The 15863-nt window shown below is 72.0% G+C and carries 16 protein-coding genes; 5 read left to right on the plus strand and 11 right to left on the minus strand.

The window, feature by feature from the left end:
- Positions 1 to 142: 142 nt before the first annotated feature.
- The 3 genes from EV383_RS20230 to EV383_RS20240 all read right to left on the minus strand — a co-directional run bounded on the left by EV383_RS20230 (position 143) and on the right by EV383_RS20240 (position 2529).
- Complete coding sequence (locus tag EV383_RS20230; RefSeq protein ID WP_130291366.1) at positions 143 to 586, minus strand: TIGR03618 family F420-dependent PPOX class oxidoreductase; 444 nt, start codon at positions 584 to 586, stop codon at positions 143 to 145.
- Positions 587 to 617: 31 nt separating this feature from the next.
- Positions 618 to 1010, minus strand: a complete 393-nt coding sequence (locus EV383_RS20235) for a transglycosylase family protein (protein WP_130291367.1) — start codon at positions 1008 to 1010, stop codon at positions 618 to 620.
- Between the two features lie 253 nt (positions 1011 to 1263).
- Positions 1264 to 2529 (minus strand): MFS transporter, encoded by a 1266-nt coding sequence (locus EV383_RS20240; protein WP_130291368.1) that lies wholly within the window; start codon positions 2527 to 2529, stop codon positions 1264 to 1266.
- Between the two features lie 108 nt (positions 2530 to 2637).
- On the opposite strand from EV383_RS20240, the gene EV383_RS20245 reads away from it, so the two are divergent.
- Positions 2638 to 3213 carry a TetR/AcrR family transcriptional regulator gene (locus EV383_RS20245; protein WP_130291369.1) on the plus strand — a complete coding sequence of 192 codons (576 nt, stop codon included), beginning with the start codon at positions 2638 to 2640 and terminating at the stop codon, positions 3211 to 3213.
- 24 nt (positions 3214 to 3237) lie between these two features.
- Here the strand turns inward: EV383_RS20245 and EV383_RS20250 are convergent, their stop codons facing one another.
- From EV383_RS20250 to EV383_RS20270, 5 genes are all read right to left on the minus strand, one after another.
- Positions 3238 to 4167: an alpha/beta hydrolase gene (locus EV383_RS20250; RefSeq protein ID WP_130291370.1), complete on the minus strand. Its 930-nt coding sequence runs from the start codon at positions 4165 to 4167 to the stop codon at positions 3238 to 3240.
- Between the two features lie 181 nt (positions 4168 to 4348).
- Positions 4349 to 4840, minus strand: coding sequence for a Dps family protein (locus EV383_RS20255; RefSeq protein ID WP_130291371.1), 492 nt, complete (start codon positions 4838 to 4840; stop codon positions 4349 to 4351).
- Between the two features lie 173 nt (positions 4841 to 5013).
- A complete protein-coding gene (locus tag EV383_RS20260) occupies positions 5014 to 6057 on the minus strand; it encodes an LLM class flavin-dependent oxidoreductase (RefSeq protein WP_130294781.1) in 1044 nt (347 codons plus the stop codon).
- Between the two features lie 126 nt (positions 6058 to 6183).
- Positions 6184 to 6387, minus strand: coding sequence for a cold-shock protein (locus EV383_RS20265; RefSeq protein ID WP_130291372.1), 204 nt, complete (start codon positions 6385 to 6387; stop codon positions 6184 to 6186).
- Positions 6388 to 6652: 265 nt separating this feature from the next.
- Complete coding sequence (locus tag EV383_RS20270) at positions 6653 to 6919, minus strand: hypothetical protein (RefSeq protein WP_130291373.1); 267 nt, start codon at positions 6917 to 6919, stop codon at positions 6653 to 6655.
- 395 nt (positions 6920 to 7314) lie between these two features.
- Here EV383_RS20270 and EV383_RS20275 point away from each other — a divergent pair, with 395 nt between their 5' ends.
- Positions 7315 to 8796, plus strand: coding sequence for a SulP family inorganic anion transporter (locus EV383_RS20275; RefSeq protein WP_130291374.1), 1482 nt, complete (start codon positions 7315 to 7317; stop codon positions 8794 to 8796).
- 25 nt (positions 8797 to 8821) lie between these two features.
- Positions 8822 to 9724 (plus strand): VOC family protein, encoded by a 903-nt coding sequence (locus EV383_RS20280; protein ID WP_207223594.1) that lies wholly within the window; start codon positions 8822 to 8824, stop codon positions 9722 to 9724.
- A gap of 5 nt (positions 9725 to 9729) precedes the next feature.
- Here EV383_RS20280 and EV383_RS20285 read toward each other — a convergent pair whose 3' ends face one another.
- Together EV383_RS20285 and EV383_RS20290 are read right to left on the minus strand one after the other, a co-directional pair.
- On the minus strand, positions 9730 to 10647 hold the full coding sequence (locus tag EV383_RS20285) for an LLM class flavin-dependent oxidoreductase (protein WP_130291375.1): 918 nt from the start codon (positions 10645 to 10647) through the stop codon (positions 9730 to 9732).
- Position 10648: 1 nt separating this feature from the next.
- Positions 10649 to 11272, minus strand: coding sequence for a TetR/AcrR family transcriptional regulator (locus tag EV383_RS20290; RefSeq protein WP_242623221.1), 624 nt, complete (start codon positions 11270 to 11272; stop codon positions 10649 to 10651).
- A 178-nt stretch (positions 11273 to 11450) separates the two neighbouring features.
- Here EV383_RS20290 and EV383_RS20295 point away from each other — a divergent pair, with 178 nt between their 5' ends.
- On the plus strand, positions 11451 to 12257 hold the full coding sequence (locus EV383_RS20295) for an SDR family NAD(P)-dependent oxidoreductase (RefSeq protein ID WP_130291377.1): 807 nt from the start codon (positions 11451 to 11453) through the stop codon (positions 12255 to 12257).
- Between the two features lie 13 nt (positions 12258 to 12270).
- Complete coding sequence (locus EV383_RS20300) at positions 12271 to 13812, plus strand: acyl-CoA synthetase (RefSeq protein ID WP_130291378.1); 1542 nt, start codon at positions 12271 to 12273, stop codon at positions 13810 to 13812.
- A gap of 83 nt (positions 13813 to 13895) precedes the next feature.
- On the opposite strand, the gene EV383_RS20305 is transcribed toward EV383_RS20300, so the two are convergent.
- Positions 13896 to 15701, minus strand: a complete 1806-nt coding sequence (locus EV383_RS20305) for an NAD(P)/FAD-dependent oxidoreductase (protein WP_130291379.1) — start codon at positions 15699 to 15701, stop codon at positions 13896 to 13898.
- Between the last annotated feature and the right edge of the window lie 162 nt (positions 15702 to 15863).

Genomic DNA, 15863 nt, shown 5'->3' on the forward strand with positions numbered 1-15863 from the left:
TTGCACGACGCAACATCGGTGCGCCGGGAAAGCCGGTTCGGCCCCGATGCGCGGCTTTGCTCCGCTCCGCGCTCAGTCCCGATGCGCGGCTCCGCTCCGCTCCGCGCTCAGCCCCGATGCGCGACTCCGCTCCGCTCTGCGCTCAGTGGTTGCCGTAGACCTTCGTCGGACGGACGAGGACGGCGACGCGGCCCTCGGCGCGCATGGCGGCGTCGTAGGCGTCCCAGTCGTCATGCGTGCCACCGGCGGAGGTGAACACGTCGCGCAGGAGCACCCGGAGGCCCTCGGCGTCGATGCCGTCGTGGGGGTCGTCGGGGCCGATCAGCTCGCTGATGCCGTCGACGCCGACCCAGCGCCATCCGGCGCGGAAGAGGATCGACGTGGCCGGTCGCGCGCGGAGTGTGCGCAGCTTGACCGGCCCGTAGGTCACGTATCCGACGACCGGCTCACCGGTGGTCGGATGCTCCAGCACCCCGGCGTTGACCAGGGACGAGTGCGGGGTGCCGTCGGCCCGCACGACGCTCACCGAGCACAGGCCGTGCTCGGCGGGGACGATGCGACGGACCGGGTCGAGGTCGGTGCTCACACCGCGAGTGTGGCACTCACGGGACAGGAGATCAGCGCCAGCCCAGCTTCTTGGTGCACGCCGGCCAGGCCTTCCAGCCCTGCTGGTCCTGCACCTTCTTCGCGACCTCGATCTGCTCGGCGCGGGTGGCCTGGTCGGCCGACGGTGCATGCTCCTTGCCGCCGAACTCCTTCCAGGTGGACGGGGTGAACTGCAGGCCGCCCTTGAAGCCGTTGCCGGTGTCGGCGTCCCAGTTCCCGGTGCTCTCGCAGTGCGCGAGCTTGTCCCAGGTCGACGTCTTCTCGACCGACGGCGCGGCCGGTGCGGACGGCGCCGCCATCGCGGTGCCGGCGACACCCAGCGGTGCGGCGGCGATCGCGGTCAGCGCACCGGCGCGGGCGACGCGGCGGCCGGTGTTCGTGGGCTTGCGGTGACGTCCAGCCATGAGGAGATCTCCAACGTGTCAGGGGAGCAGTTCTCGCCGAGCCCGAGGGGGAGCGGTTCGACGACGCGGAGCACCGTAACCATTCCGAGATCGTCGGTGACAAGTCGTGTTGCTCCACTGCCGGAGAGTCGCGCTGAGTGGTCACTTGCCCGCGATCGGCGGCGAACGGGCTAACGCTTACCGCACGGTGCTCGGCCGAACGGCGGTGGCGCCGTCGTCACCGTTCCGGGTGACCATCCGTCGCGGGCGATCTTCAGCTCGACGAACGGGTCGCCGCTCCGGTTGCGGCCCCGGATTCGATCCGGCGCTCCGTCCGGCTGGGGACGACCCGGCCCAGGACCAGCGCGGACAGGGCGAGCAGCACCACGACCAGGCCGTAGACCTCCGCGGTGATCCGCAGCCCGACCGCCGTCGCGGACACCCCCGCGATCACGGCCGGGATACTGAACGCCAGGTAGGCCAGCGTGTAGGTGGCCGCGAACAGCTCTCCGCGCTCGTGCGGCGCGGCGATCCGGGCGAGCGTGCCGAACGTCCCGAAGGCCGCCGCACCGAACCCGACGCCGGCCACGAGCGTCCCGGCGCCGGCCACGATCGTCGCCGCGGCACCGGAGCCCGGCCCCGCGAGCGCGATCCCGACCAGGGTGACGGCCGTCCCGAGCGCCAGCCCGGCCGCGGCGGCGGGCAGCACCCGACCCGGCTCACGGCCCCGTAGCAGGAACGCGGTCAGCGCACCGGTGCCGCAGAGCATCGTCACGACGAGGCCACCGACGAGGTGGTTGCGCAGGTCGAACAGCCCGGCCGCCACCGACGGCCCGAGCGAGAGGTACAGCCCACCGAGCGCCCAGCTGGCCAGCAGTACCGGCACGATCGCGAGGAACTCGGCGCGAATCCGCACCGGCACGCCGACCCGCGGCCGCAGCGACGCCAGCGCGCCCGGCCGTCGCGTGATCGTCTCCGGCATGAGCGCCGCGACCAGCCCGGCCAGCACCATCCCGGCCAGCAGGATCGCCCACACCAGCTGCGTCGGGGCCGGGGCGAGCTCCACGAGCGCACCGCAGCCCAGCGCACCGAGTCCGAGGCCGCCCAGCGGCGCGACGCCGTTGATCAGGCCGGCCCGTCCGCGCGCGTGCGGCGGGTCGAGGTCGACGAGGGTGGCGGGCAGCGTCGCCGTCGCCGCACCGGTCGCGACGCCCTGCACGATCCGGGCCACCAGCAGCATCCCGACGCCGTCGGCGAGCAGGAACAGCAGCAGCGCCACGATCTCCAGCGCGATCGCGCCGAGGATCACCGGGCGCCGTCCGACATGGTCCGAGAGCGCCCCGACGACCAGCAGTGCCGCGATGAGCGCGAGCACGTACACGGCGAAGACGAGCGTCAGCGTGAACTCGGTGAACGCGAACCGCTCCTGGTAGACGACGTAGAGCGGGGACGGCGCGCTGGACGCGGCCAAGAACCACACGAACGTCGCGGCCACCGCGACGAACGCGACCGGGCGGGAGAGCCGGGCTGGGGCGGACATCGGAGCTCCTTGATGCACGTATCATTGCGTTAAGGGCACGGTAGCACCCTCTTCGCAACAATCACTGCGTTAGCGGAGCTATTCCCCGAGGAGCGAGAGGAGCACGGTGTGACGACGCAGGAGACCCACGGTCCGCGGCAACGCCCGGGCGGGCGGTCGGCACGGGTCCGCGCGTCGGTACACCGCGCCGTGGGCGAGCTGCTGACCGAGGGCCCGGCCGAGGCGCTGACGATCCCGGTCGTCGCGGCCCGCGCCGGGGTGCACCCGACGACGGTCTACCGCCGCTGGCCGTCCCTGGCCGAGCTGCTCGCCGACGTCGCGGCCAGCCGGTTCAGCGGCGACATCGTGGTACCCGACAGCGGGTCACTGCGGGGGGACCTGGAGCGGTGGGTCACCGACGTCGCCACCGACCTCGCCGACCCGGACGTCCTCGCACTGATGCGCGCGGCCGTCGGAGCGGCCGGACCGGACGGCGGCGACGCCTGCGTCGCCGACCGGCACGCCCAGCTCACCGCGATGCTGGACCGCGAGCGCGCCCGCGGCGGCACCGGCACCCCGAGCACCGAGGAGACCGCGGACGCGCTGCTCGGCCCGCTCTACTACCGCGCGGTGTTCACCTCGCGCCCCGGCGAGCCCGACTGGGCCCGCGGCCTGGTCGAGCGCCTGCTCGCCGGGCGCGGCTGAGCCCCCGCGCCCCGGCGACGGGCCTCACCCCAGCGCGGCGCGCAGGGCCTTCGCCGAGTGGTCGAGCACCTCGCGGGCGGGGTCGAGCACCCCGGCCATCTGGATGAAGCCGTGGAACAGGCCGTCGACGGGCAGGTGCTCGGCGGCGACGCCGGCCTCGGCCAGCTTCGCGGCGTAGGCGGCGCCCTGGTCGCGCAGCGGGTCGAACTCGGCGGTGACGACCAGCGCCGGCGGCAGGCCGGAGAGGTCCTTCGCCCGCAGCGGCGACATCCGCGGGTCCATGCCGTCGTCGGGCCCGGACTGGTAGAAGCCGGTGAACCACTCCATCCAGGCGCGCGAGAGCATCGGGCCCTTGGCGTTCTGCTTCATCGACGGGCTGTCGTCGTGCCGGTCGGTGGCCGGGTAGAGCAGCAGCTGGAACCCGATCGCGGGCCCGCCAGAGTCCCGGGCGATCTGCGAGACGACGGCGGCCAGGTTCCCCCCGGCGCTGTCCCCTCCGACGGCCAGGCGCGCCGGGTCCCCGCCGTACCCGGAGATCGTCGCAGCGGCCCAGACGACCGCGGCGTAGGCGTCGTCGACCGCGGCCGGGAACCTGTGCTCCGGCGCGAGCCGGTAGTCCACCGACGCGACGACGGCACCGGCGCGGCGGGCCAGCGAGCGGCAGACGCCGTCGTGGCTGTCCAGGTCGCCGATCACCCATCCCCCGCCGTGGAAGAACACCAGCACGGGGAAGGGACCGTCACCCACGGGCACGTAGACCCGGACCGGGATGTCCCCGGCGGGCCCGGGCGCGGTGGTGTTCTCCACCCGCGCGACCTCCTCGGGCGGGCCGCCCAGCTCACCCAGGTCGCCGATCAGGGCGCGGTTCTGCGCGACGGTCATGCTCTCCGGAGCGGGCATCGCCTGCTCGGCCATCTGCTTGAGCAACGCTTCGGCCTGCGGGTGCAGCGGCACCGTGCGGCTCCTTCCGACGCCGGGCGCCCACCGTCGGGCCCCCTCCCCGCGCATCATGCGCCGCCACGCCGTCACGGGTACAGCGCCCGCGCCGGTGATCACAACGCGGAACGGCCCCGGACCAGGTCGTGGTCCGGGGCCGTGCGCGTGGGAGATCAGCCCGTGACGGGCGTGATCATGGTCAGGCGGTCTCGTCGTAGCCCGAGGCCTGGGCCTGCCACATCCAGCGGTCCTGCTCCAGCACGCGGGCGATCTCGATGAAGAGGTCCTGCGTGACCGGGTCGGTCTTGTCGGTCTCGTCGATTCGCGGGCGCAGGCGCTGCACGGCGGCGTCGACGGCCTCGAAGATCGTCACGACGGTGTCGCGGTCGGAGACCCAGCCCTGCGGGAACTCCGGGATGCCGGTGGTCTTGGCGACCGTGGTGGAGCGACCGTCCGGGGAGACACCGATCGCGGCGGCACGCTCGGCCGCGCTGTCGGTGTAGGTGCGGGCGGTGGTGACCAGCTCGTCGAGGTGCAGGTGCACGTCGCGGAACTGACGGCCGACCAGGTTCCAGTGCGCCTGCTTGGCGACCAGGGAGAGGTCGATCAGGTCCACGACGGTGTCCTGCAGCGCGCGACCGGTGATGTCGCGGGCTCCGTCGTCGAGCGGGCTCGTGATGGGTGCAGCCATGGTGAGTGGCTCCTTCCTAGCGTCGTTCGGTGCGCACCGGATCTGCGGCGCGGCACACCGTGTACAGCGTCCGATGGCCCCACAGACATTCCCGGTGGGGCCCGTTCCACACCCCGACGTGACCGGTCACGCACTCGCCAAGGCATGCCTGACCTGGGTGCCTGACCTGGGTGTCAGTGCACCGCGCGGACCAGGTCGACGGCCCGGGCGAGGGTCTCCAGCCGGGCGTCGAGGGTGTCGCCGGCCGGGTAGAGGCGGACGGTGTCGACGCCGGCGTCGCGCCAGGTCCGCAGCCGCGCGGCGACCCTCTCCTCGGTGCCGATCAGCGTCGTCCCGAGCACCATCTCGTCGGTGACGAGCGACGCGGCGCCGTCGCGGTCACCGGCCTGCCAGCGCTCCCGGACCGCGTCGGCCACCTCCGACCAGCCCTGGCGGGAGTAGGCGTCGTGGTAGAAGTTCGTGCTCGCCGTGCCCATGCCGCCGAGGCTGAACGCGAGGCCCTTCCTCCGCTCCGCGACCATCGCGGCGAGCTCGTCGTCGTCGGCGGCGAACGCGACCTCCGCGCCCTGGCAGACGTCGAGGTCCGCGCGGGTGCGCCCGGCGTCGGCCAGTCCCGCGTCGAGGTGGGAGAAGTAGGCGTCGGACCCCTCGGGCACGAAGCTGGTGCCCAGCCAGCCGTCGGCGACCCGGCCCGTCAGGGCCAGCATCCTCGGCGACATCGTGGCCAGGTAGATCGGGACGTCCGGGTTCGGCGCGGACGACAGGCGCATCGGACGGCCGGCGCCGCCGGGCAGCGGGATCGCGACCGTGTCCCCGTCGTAGGAGATCTTCTCCCCCGCCATCGCCGACCGGATCACCTCGACCGTCTCCCGGGTGCGGGTCAACGGCTTCGAGAACGGCACCCCGTGCAGGCCCTCGATCACCTGCGGGCCGGACGGCCCGAGGCCGAGCAGGAACCGGCCCTGGGACATGTCGGCCAGCGTGAGCGCGGCCTGCGCGACCGCGACCGGGCTGCGGGTGCCGACCTGGATCACCCCGGACCCGAGCAGGATCCGCTCGGTCCGCGCGGCGAGGTACCCCAGCGCGGACGGGGCGTCGGAGCCCCACGCCTCGGCGACCCAGCAGACGTCCAGGCCGATCGCCTCGGCCTCGCGGACGAAGTCGACGGTCTCCCGCCAGTCGGCGCCGGAGGCCTCGATCGTGGTCGCGGTGCGCATCGCGGGACGGCTCACCGGGTCAGAGTTGCACAGGAGAACCCACCCGCGACCGGTCGGGTGGGGTACCCCGAACAGCACAGAGCCCGCCCTCCCCGGAGGGAGGACGGGCTCTGCGAGCTAGTCAGCTCAGATGACGCGAACGCCCTGGGCCTGCGGGCCCTTCTGGCCCTGACCCACCTCGAACTCGACCTTCTGGCCCTCGTCCAGGCTACGGAAGCCCGACGCGTCGATCTCCGAGTAGTGGACGAAAACGTCCGCGGAGCCGTCGTCGGGAGCGATGAAGCCGAAGCCCTTCTCGCCGTTGAACCACTTCACAGTGCCCTGAGTCATGTCTTCTCTGCTCCTCGCAGGTGGTGGCGCCCCGCACTGTGCGGGCCGCCGGCCGAACCCGGAGGGATGGACAAGCACTCTGTGCCCTCGTCCACAACACCACCGAGCTGTCCCCGCGGCGTGCAAGAACACGAACACCGAAACCGAACGACCACGATCAGCCAACCACACTCCGGCGTGCGATGTGGGAGCGGGTCGGTGGACGGCATCCGTGTCGCGGGTGACGGCACGGTCACCGACCGCTCCCCGACCCCGCCGGGAGCGCCTACTCGGCCGTGACCTCGGCGAACCGCCGACGACGGGCCGCGCCGCCGAATCGTTGCTGCACACCCTGTTTGGTCGTGCCGTACAGCTCGCCGATGCGCGTCCAGGTCGTCCCGGCCTGGCGGGACTCCTCGACGGTGGCGAACTCGAGATCCTCCGCCGCCTCCCGCAGACGTCGTACCGCCTCCAGCGCGGCGACCGGGTTGTCCGCCGCCTCGACGTCGGCGACCGCCTGCGTCACCCGCTTGATCGATCCCCGTGCCGCCATCGGTCAATCCTATCTTGACACCACGTTGGTCAATGATACGTTGACACTAGTCAATGACCGATTGACGATGGGCACGGAACGGTATCGGGGAGGTGACAGCATGGGCAAGAAGAAGAAGGACAAGAAGGGCAAGAAGAAGAAGTGACACCCGTCTGACGACGGATCCCGCGGTGGGGGCGGACCGGTCCGCCCCCACCGCTATCCGTGTGTCCGCCCCGGGCCGGCGCACGGACCCGGCGCAGCGGCCGGTGGAGGGACGACGGCGACGGGTGTGAGGCCCCCGACATCGCCGCCGCGACACGCCGGACGGGCGTCCCGGCGGCCGTAGTCTCGGTCCGCCCGGGCGGTGCGCCACATCGCGAACGGGCCGGCCCGCCCCTCTCGCGAAAGCAGCGATGACCTCCCCCGCCTCCCCGTCACGTCGCTCGTCCTTCACCGCCCGCTGGACCCCGAAGGTCCTGCGCACCGAGGTCCTCGCCGGCCTCGTCGTCGCGCTCGCCCTGATCCCCGAGGCGATCTCGTTCTCGATCATCGCCGGGGTGGACCCGCGGGTCGGGCTGTTCGCGTCGTTCACGATGGCCGTCACGATCGCGATCACGGGCGGGCGTAAGGCGATGATCTCGGCGGCGACCGGTGCCGTCGCGCTCGTGGTCGCGCCGCTCGTGGCGTCGCACGGTCTGGAGTACCTGATCGCCGCGGTCCTGCTCGGCGGGGCGCTGCAGATCGTCCTCGCCCTCGCCGGGGTCGCGAAGCTGATGCGGTTCCTGCCGCGGATGGTGATGGTCGGGTTCGTCAACGCGCTGGCGATCCTGATCTTCTCGGCCCAGATCCCGTACTTCGTCGACGTCCCGTGGCCGGTGTACCCGCTGCTCGCCGTCGCGCTGGCGATCATGGTCGGCCTCCCCCGGCTGACGAGCGTCGTCCCGGCGCCGCTGGTGGCGATCGTCGTGCTCACCGCCGTCACCGTGGCGGCCGGGATCGCGGTCCCCACGGTCGCCGACCAGGGCGCCCTGCCGGAGACGCTGCCGTCGCTCGGGCTCCCCGTGGTGCCGCTCACCTGGGCGACGCTGGCGATCATCGGCCCGACGTCGCTGGCGATCGCGACCGTCGGGCTGATCGAGTCGTTGATGACGGCCAAGCTCGTCGACGGCATCACCGACACCCGCTCGGACAAGACCCGCGAGTCGTGGGGCCAGGGCGTCGCGAACATCGTGACCGGCCTGTTCGGCGGCATGGGCGGCTGCGCCATGATCGGCCAGACGATGATCAACGTCCGGGCCGGCGCCCGCACCCGGCTGTCCACGTTCCTGGCCGGGGTGTTCCTGCTGATCCTGGTCGTCGTGCTGGGGCCGGTCGTCGGGCGGATCCCGATGGCGGTGCTGGCCGGGGTGATGGTGATGGTCGCGGTCGGTACGTTCGACTGGCACAGCATCCGGCCCTCGACGCTGCGGCGGATGCCGCGCAGCGAGACCGTCGTGATGCTGGCGACCGTCGCGGTCACCGTGGCCACCGACAACCTCGCCTACGGCGTCGGGGTCGGCGTGCTGGTGGCGATGGTGCTGTTCGCACGACGGGTCGCACACCTGGTCGACGTGACGCGCGAGGCCGACGGCGACACGACCGTCTACCGGGTCACCGGGCAGCTGTTCTTCGCCTCCAGCAACGACCTGGAGTTCCGCTTCGACCTCACCGACACCGGTCCGGTCGTGATCGACCTGTGCTCCGCGCACGTCTGGGACGCCTCGACGGTGGCCGCGCTCGACGCCGTCACCGCGCGCTACGCCGCCCGCGGGGTCGAGGTGACGATCGTCGGCATGAACGCGAACAGCCGCGCCCGCCACGACGCCCTGGCCGGGCACCTCGGCGGCGGGCATTGAGCCCTGCGGTGTAGACACGGGATCCGTGGATCATCAGCAACCGGCCGTCCGCGTGTCCAAGCTGGGCTACGTCGGGTTCACCACCCCCGACGTCGACCGGCTGGTGGAGTACTACACCCGAGTCCTGGACTTCGAGCTCGTCGAGTCCTCGCCCGACGGCGCGTTCCTGACCACCGGCGTCGACCACCACTGCGTGACGATCACCCGCGGTGAGGGCCGCGCCCGCACGAGCGTCGGCTACGAGATCCACGAGGATCTCGACGACGCCGCACGCCGGCTGGGCGAGGCGGGCTACGTGACGCAGCGGCGCTCCGACGTCGGCCCCGGCACCCCGGACGTCCTGGTGCTGGCCGAGCCGGGCACCGGCGTCCCGCTGCACCTGATCACCGCCCAGGACCCGAGCGGGGTGTCGGGCTACCCGCCGCTGCGCCCGACCAAGCTCGGGCACGTCGCCGCCTACACCGCCGACCTGGGCCTGCTGCAGGACTTCTACCAGGACCTCCTCGGTTTCCGCTGGTCCGACACCGTGGGCGACTTCTTCGTGTTCCTGCGCTGCAACGCCGACCACCACGCCGCGAACTTCATGGCCAGCACCAAGTACGACGGCATGCACCACGTCGCGTACGAGATGCGCGACCCGTCGCACCTGATCTCGATGCTCGACCACCTCGCGAAACACGACCACCGGCTGCACTGGGGCCCGGGACGGCACGGGCCGGGGCACAACCTGTTCACCTACCACCGGGACCCGGACGGCAACGTCGTCGAGCTGTTCACCCAGATCGACGTCGTGCACGACGAGGCCAAGGGCCACTGGGAGCCGCGGCCCTGGCACGAGACGTTCCCGATGTACCCGCGCACGTGGGAGGTCGACGCGGCGACGGTCAACCAGTGGGGCCCGGTCGACCCGCCGTCGCTGGACCACTGAACTCCTCACGAACGGAGCAGCAGCTCCCGCACCGCGGCGGCGTGGTCGACCGCGGCCTCGGGACTGCGAGCGGTGGGGATCAGCGAGACGTGCCCGGCGCCGGCCTCGACGAACGGGGCCAGGAACGCCGCCACCTGCTCCGGGGTCCCGGCCGGCGCGACGCGGGAGAACTTCTCGTAGGGCAGCCGGTAGAGGCTCTCCATCCGGGGCGCCAGCAGGTCGCGGGCGACGGCGGGGTCGTCGTCGAGGCCGCACCAGAGCTGCAGGCCGAACCAGCCGACGTCGCGTCCGAGGTCGGCGGCCTGCGCGCGGACGTCCTGCACGGTCGCGGCGAACCGGCGGGCGGAGCAGAAGATGCCGAGCCAGCCGTCGCCGTGACGGGCGGCGCGGCGGATCGCGGCGTCCGAGGCCCCGCCGACCACCAGCGGCACCGCGGGCGTCGGCGCGGGCAGGATCCGCGCGGCGTCGAGGGTGAAGAACCGGCCGTCGTGGTCGACCTGCTCGCCGGTGCCGAGCGCGCGCAGGACCTGCAGCGTCTCGTCCAGGCGGGCTCCGCGGGTGGACGGGTCGACGCCGCAGTTCGCGACCTCCGCCCGGTCCTCACCGCCCGCACCGACGCCGAGCACGACCCGCCCGGGCGCCATCTCCGCCAGGGACGAGAGCTGGCGGGCGGTCGTCATCGGGTGCCGCAGCGCCGCCTGGTAGATCCCGACCAGTGCGCCGAGCCGGTCCTCGGTGGCCAGCGCCGCGGTGGCCGCGACGAGCCCGTCGAAGCCGGTGCCGCCGTGGAAGCTCACGTGGTCACCCAGGCACACCCGCTCGATGCCGGCGTCGGCGATCCGGGCCAGCAGTCCGCGGCGGGCCTTCGGCCCCAGCGCCAGCACCTGCTCGTGCACGGCCAGGCCGAACTCGACGGCGGCCACGTCAGACGAGCCGTGGGAGGAGGTGGCGGGCGCCCTCGCGGAGATCGTCGAGCGCGGTCTCCGAGCCCGCGAGGTGACGCAGCAGCGCGTGCTGGAACAGACCGTCGAACGCGGCGTAGGCGAACGCCGGCGTGCACGACGGCGGCGTGCCGAGGAGTCCGGAGTACGCGGTGACCACGCGCCAGATCATCCGCTCCAGGCTGTCGTCGATGTCGGCGACGTCGTCGCGGAACGAGGCCTCGAACAACGACTGCGACCGCAGGTCGTACCAGAGGCGGTGCATCAGCGTGTCCTCGTCGAGCGTCGCGGCCAGGCCGTCCCCGAACTCCGCGGCGAGCGCGCCGGGCTCGGACGCGGTGGCCGCGATCGCGTCGTAGCGCAGCACGCACGTCGCCTTGTACTGCCGGACGCAGTAGGTGATCAGCTCGACCTTGTCGCGGAAGTAGTAGTGCAGCACCCCGTGCGAGAAGTCCGAGTTCAGCGCGATCTCCCGCAGGCTGGTGCGGGCGTAACCGAGCTCGGACAACGTCTGCAGCGCGGCGTCGGCGAGCTGGTGGCGACGCTCCTCGAACTTGTCGACCTGGCGGCGCGAGATACGGTCGGATCGCTCGTTCGTGCTGGTCACGGGCGCGTCCTCCGTCCTCGTCACGCGGCGTGCGGCCGGGTCACCATAACCCGTCGGCACGTCCTGGACAGTAGTCCAGAGAAATCTTGACGAGTGTCCAGACATCATGGCAGGTTGTGTCCCACCTCACTGGATGAGCGTTTGCCGGCCACATCGACGTGTCACGGAAGGACAGTTCATGAGCTCGTTCGAACTCTCGGGGCGGAAGGTGCTCGTCACCGGTGGAGCCCGCGGCCTCGGAGCCGGGATGGCGACGGCGATGGCCGCCGCGGGCGCGTCGGTGATGCTCGCCGACGTCACGAAGGACATCGGAGAGCAGACCGCCGCGACGATCACCGCGAACGGCGGCGGCAGCGCCGGTTTCGTCGAGCTCGACGTCACCGACGACGCGCAGTGGGAGACCGCCGTCGCGCACACCGTCGCCGAGCTCGGCGGCCTCGACGTGGTCGTCAACAACGCCGGCATCGAGGTCACCCAGCTGCTCGTCGACACCGACCCGGACGAGATCACCGCGATGCTGCGGGTCAACGTCCTGGGCACGATGCTCGGCATCAAGCACGCGTTCCGCGCGATGCGCCCGGGTGGAGCGGCCGGGTCCGGCGGCGCCGTCATCAACATCTCCTCGGTCGCCGCGACGATCGCGTTCCCGGCCATCGCCGGGTACTCCGGCACGAAGTCCGCGGTCGACCGGCTGACCCGGGTGGCGGCGATGGAGTCCGGCAAGCTCGGCTACGGGGTGCGGGTGAACTGCATCTACCCCGGCCTGGTGGCCACCGACATGGGCGTGAAGCTCGCCGTCGAGACGTCCGGGCTGGGGCTGTTCGAGAGCCCGGAGGCCGCCGTCGGCGCCGTGGTGGAGCTGACGCCGTCGGGTCGCCTCGGCGAGGTCTCCGACATCGCCGACGCCGCGGTCTTCCTGGCGTCGGACGCCGCGCGGTTCGTCAACGGGGTCGGCCTGCCGGTCGACGGCGGGATGGGCATGTGAGGGCGGTCCGGCCGTGGCGCTGACCTCCTATCTGGACAAGGGTGCGTCGCTCGGGCGCGACGCACCCTGTCTGACCCTCGACGGGGCGTCGCTGTCCTACGGCGACGTCGTCGACTCCAGCCACGCGGTCGCCCGGGCGCTGCGGCGCTCGGGCGTCGCGCCCGGTGACAAGGTCGGCATCCTCTCGGCGAACGACCCGACGGCGTTCTCCTGCGTGTTCGGCATCGCCCGCGCCGGCGCGGTGTGGTGCCCGATCAACCCGCGCAACGGCGCGGCGGAGAACCGGGAGCTGCTGGAGCTCTTCGACTGCGCCGCGCTGATCTTCCAACCGGCGTTCGACGACCTCGTCGCCGAGATCGCGCCGTCGCTGCCGGAGCTGCGCACTCTGGTGCGGCTCGGTCCCGACGGCTCCGACGCCCCGGCCGGCTCGGCGGCGTTCGACGCCTGGCTCGCCGCGGCCGCGGACGACCCGCCGGCCGAGGCGGCGCCGCCGGAGGAGATCGTGGCGCTGGTCGGCACCGGCGGGACGACCGGGCGCCCCAAGGGCGTCGTGCTCACCGACCGCAACCTCGAGACGATGTCGGCGATCACGCTGATGAGCTACCCGTTCGACGGGCGGCCCGTCTACCTGGCGCTGGCGCCGCTGACGCACGCGGCCGGGGTGCTGTGCTTCCCGGTGATGGCGCTCGGCGGCGAGGTCGTGGTGATGGCGAAGCCGGACGTCGCGGAGTTCCTGGCGCTGGCGCAGCGCCACGGCGTCACGCACACGTTCCTGCCGCCGACGCTGATCTACATGGTGCTCGGGCACGAGTCGCTCGACGCCACGGACCTGTCCGCGCTGCAGTGCTTCTGGTACGGCGCGGCGCCGATGTCGGCGACCCGGCTGCAGGAGGCGCTGGCCCGGATCGGGCCGATGGCGCAGCTGTTCGGGCAGTCCGAGGCGCCGATGATGGTCTCGACGATGTCGCCGGCCGACCACCTGCGTCCCGACGGGTCGCCCGCGGTGGAACGGCTGTCCTCGGCCGGGCGCCCGTCGCCGCTGGTCACCGTCGCGATCATGGACGGCGAGGGGAACCTGCTGCCCACCGGCGAGCGGGGTGAGATCGTCGTGCGCTCCTCGCTGGTGATGGCGGGCTACTACAAGAACCCGGGCGCCACGGCCGAGGTGTCCGCGCACGGCTGGCACCACACCGGCGACATCGGCTACCTCGACGCGGAGAACTTCCTGTTCATCGTCGACCGCGCCAAGGACATGGTGATCACCGGTGGCTTCAACGTGTACTCCGCCGAGGTGGAGCAGGCGCTGATGGCCCACGACGCGGTGCGCGACTGCGCCGTGGTCGGGCTGCCCGACGACAAGTGGGGCGAGCGCGTCACGGCCGTCGTGCAGCTGCAGCCGGGCGCCGACGTCGACGCCGCGGAGCTGACGGCGTTCGTCAAGGAGCGCATCGGCAGCGTGAAGACGCCGAAGCAGGTCGAGTTCTGGCCCGACCTGCCCCGTTCGACGGTCGGCAAGGTCCTCAAGACCGACGTCCGGTCCCGGCTGCTCACCTGAGTCGTGAGCGGATATCGCTGCCCTGGCAGCGATATCCGCTCACGGGTGTCACCACCGGCGCGGGTTCGTTCCGCCGGAGAGGCTCACGCCCGGTGGTGCGACTCCTGCAACGCGTAGACCGGGGTGTCGATGCCCTCCTGGCGTGCCTTGAGCTGCAGCGCCAGGTAGAGCGAGTAGTGCCGCGACTGGTGCAGGTTGCCGCCGTGGAACCACAGGTTCTGCTGCTGCGTGGGCTTCCACATGTTGCGCTGCTCGCCCTCCCACGGACCGGGGTCCTTGGTCGTGTCCGAGCCCAGGCCCCACACCTTGCCGACCTTGTCCGCGACCTCCTGGCCGACGATGTCGGCGGCGAGGCCGTTCATCGACCGGTAGCCGGTGGCGTAGACGACGAGGTCGGCCTCGAGACGGGTGCCGTCGGACAGCACGACCTCCTTCTCGGCGAGCTCCTGCACCTGGCCGCGCACCAGCTTCACGCTGCCGTCCGCGATCAGCTCACCGGCGCCGACGTCGATGTAGTAGCCCGAGCCGCGGCGCAGGTACTTCATGAACAGGCCGGAGTCGTCGTCGCCGAAGTCCAGGTCGAACCCGGCCTTCTCCAGCCGGTCGTAGTAGTCGGCGTCGACCTCGCGGACGGTGTCGTAGGTCGGCTTCTGGAACTGGTTCATGATCTTGTACGGGAGCGACGCGAAGATCAGGTCCGCGGTGCGGGTGTCGACGCCGTTGGCCACCGCCTCCTCGGAGTACAGCGGCTTGAGACCGTGCTCCATCAGCATCTCGGAGCGGATCACGTGGGTCGAGGACCGCTGCACCATGGTGACGTCGGCGCCGGCCTCCCAGAGCGAGCCGCAGATGTCGAACGCCGAGTTGTTCGACCCGATGACCACGACCTTCTTGCCCACGTAGGCGTCCGGTCCGGGGTGCTCGGAGGAGTGCTGCTGCTCCCCCTGGAACGTCTCCGCGCCCGGGAACGACGGCACGTTCGGCTTGCCGGACACGCCGAGCGCGATCACCAGGTGGGTCGGCTCGAGCGTGACCTCGCTGCCGGCACGGTCGACGACGACCTTCCACTTCCCGGCGGCCTCGTCGAACGTGGCGGACTTCGCCGTCGTCGAGCCCCAGTAGTTGAGCTCCATGACCTTCGTGTACATCTCGAGCCAGTCGCCGATCTTGTCCTTCGGCGCGAAGACCGGCCAGTTCTCCGGGAACTTGATGTAGGGCAGGTGGTCGTACCAGACCGGGTCGTGCAGGGCGAGGCTCTTGTAGCGCCGCCGCCACGAGTCCCCGGCCTTCTCGTTGCGCTCGACGATGATCGTCGGGACACCGAGCTGGCGCAGCCGCGCACCGAGCGCGATGCCGCCCTGCCCGCCGCCGATGACGACGACCTCGGGCTGGCGCGTGTAGCCCAGCTCCTTCGCCTCGGCCTCGCGGCTCTCCTGCCAGGTCACCCGGTCCGGGTTGGCCCCGTGCTCGGCGCCCTTGGGACGGCGGTCGCCGGAGGGCTCCTCGTGTCCCTTGAGCTCGTCGAGGGTGGTCAGCAGCGTCCACGCCCGTCCGTCGACGACACGCACGTGCCCGGTCCCGCGGCCGGTGGCGGTCTCGAACGACAGCCAGGCCTCGGTGACGCCGTCGGCCGTCGCGGGCTCGGCGGTGATCTCCCAGTTCGACGGGGCGGTCCGCTCCAGCGTCGCGTTCAGCAGGTCCGCGATCTGCTCGCGGCCCTCGACGGTCTTGATGTTCCAGGTGAACGAGACGAGGTCGCGCCAGTAGCTGTCCTCGGCGAACAGCGCGACGACGCGGTCGACGTCGCGGGCGGACAGGGCGTCGGCGAACGCGGAGACCCAGGTCTCCGCGGTGGTCCTGGCCTCGGACCGTTGCAGCGTCTGGCTCACGGACTTACCTCCTGCGGTGAGCGGATCGAGACGACCACGACGGGCTCACCACCCTGAGTGCCGCGGTCATCGGGGCGTGCATCGTGGAGTAGACACGATCAGAGTGGCCCGGCACACACGTTGGAGCAAGGTTGCAACCCGACGTCGTGGTCCGCACCGCCG

Origin of the sequence: Pseudonocardia sediminis (genome assembly GCF_004217185.1) — a bacterium.
Classification (GTDB): Bacteria; Actinomycetota; Actinomycetes; order Mycobacteriales; family Pseudonocardiaceae; genus Pseudonocardia; species Pseudonocardia sediminis.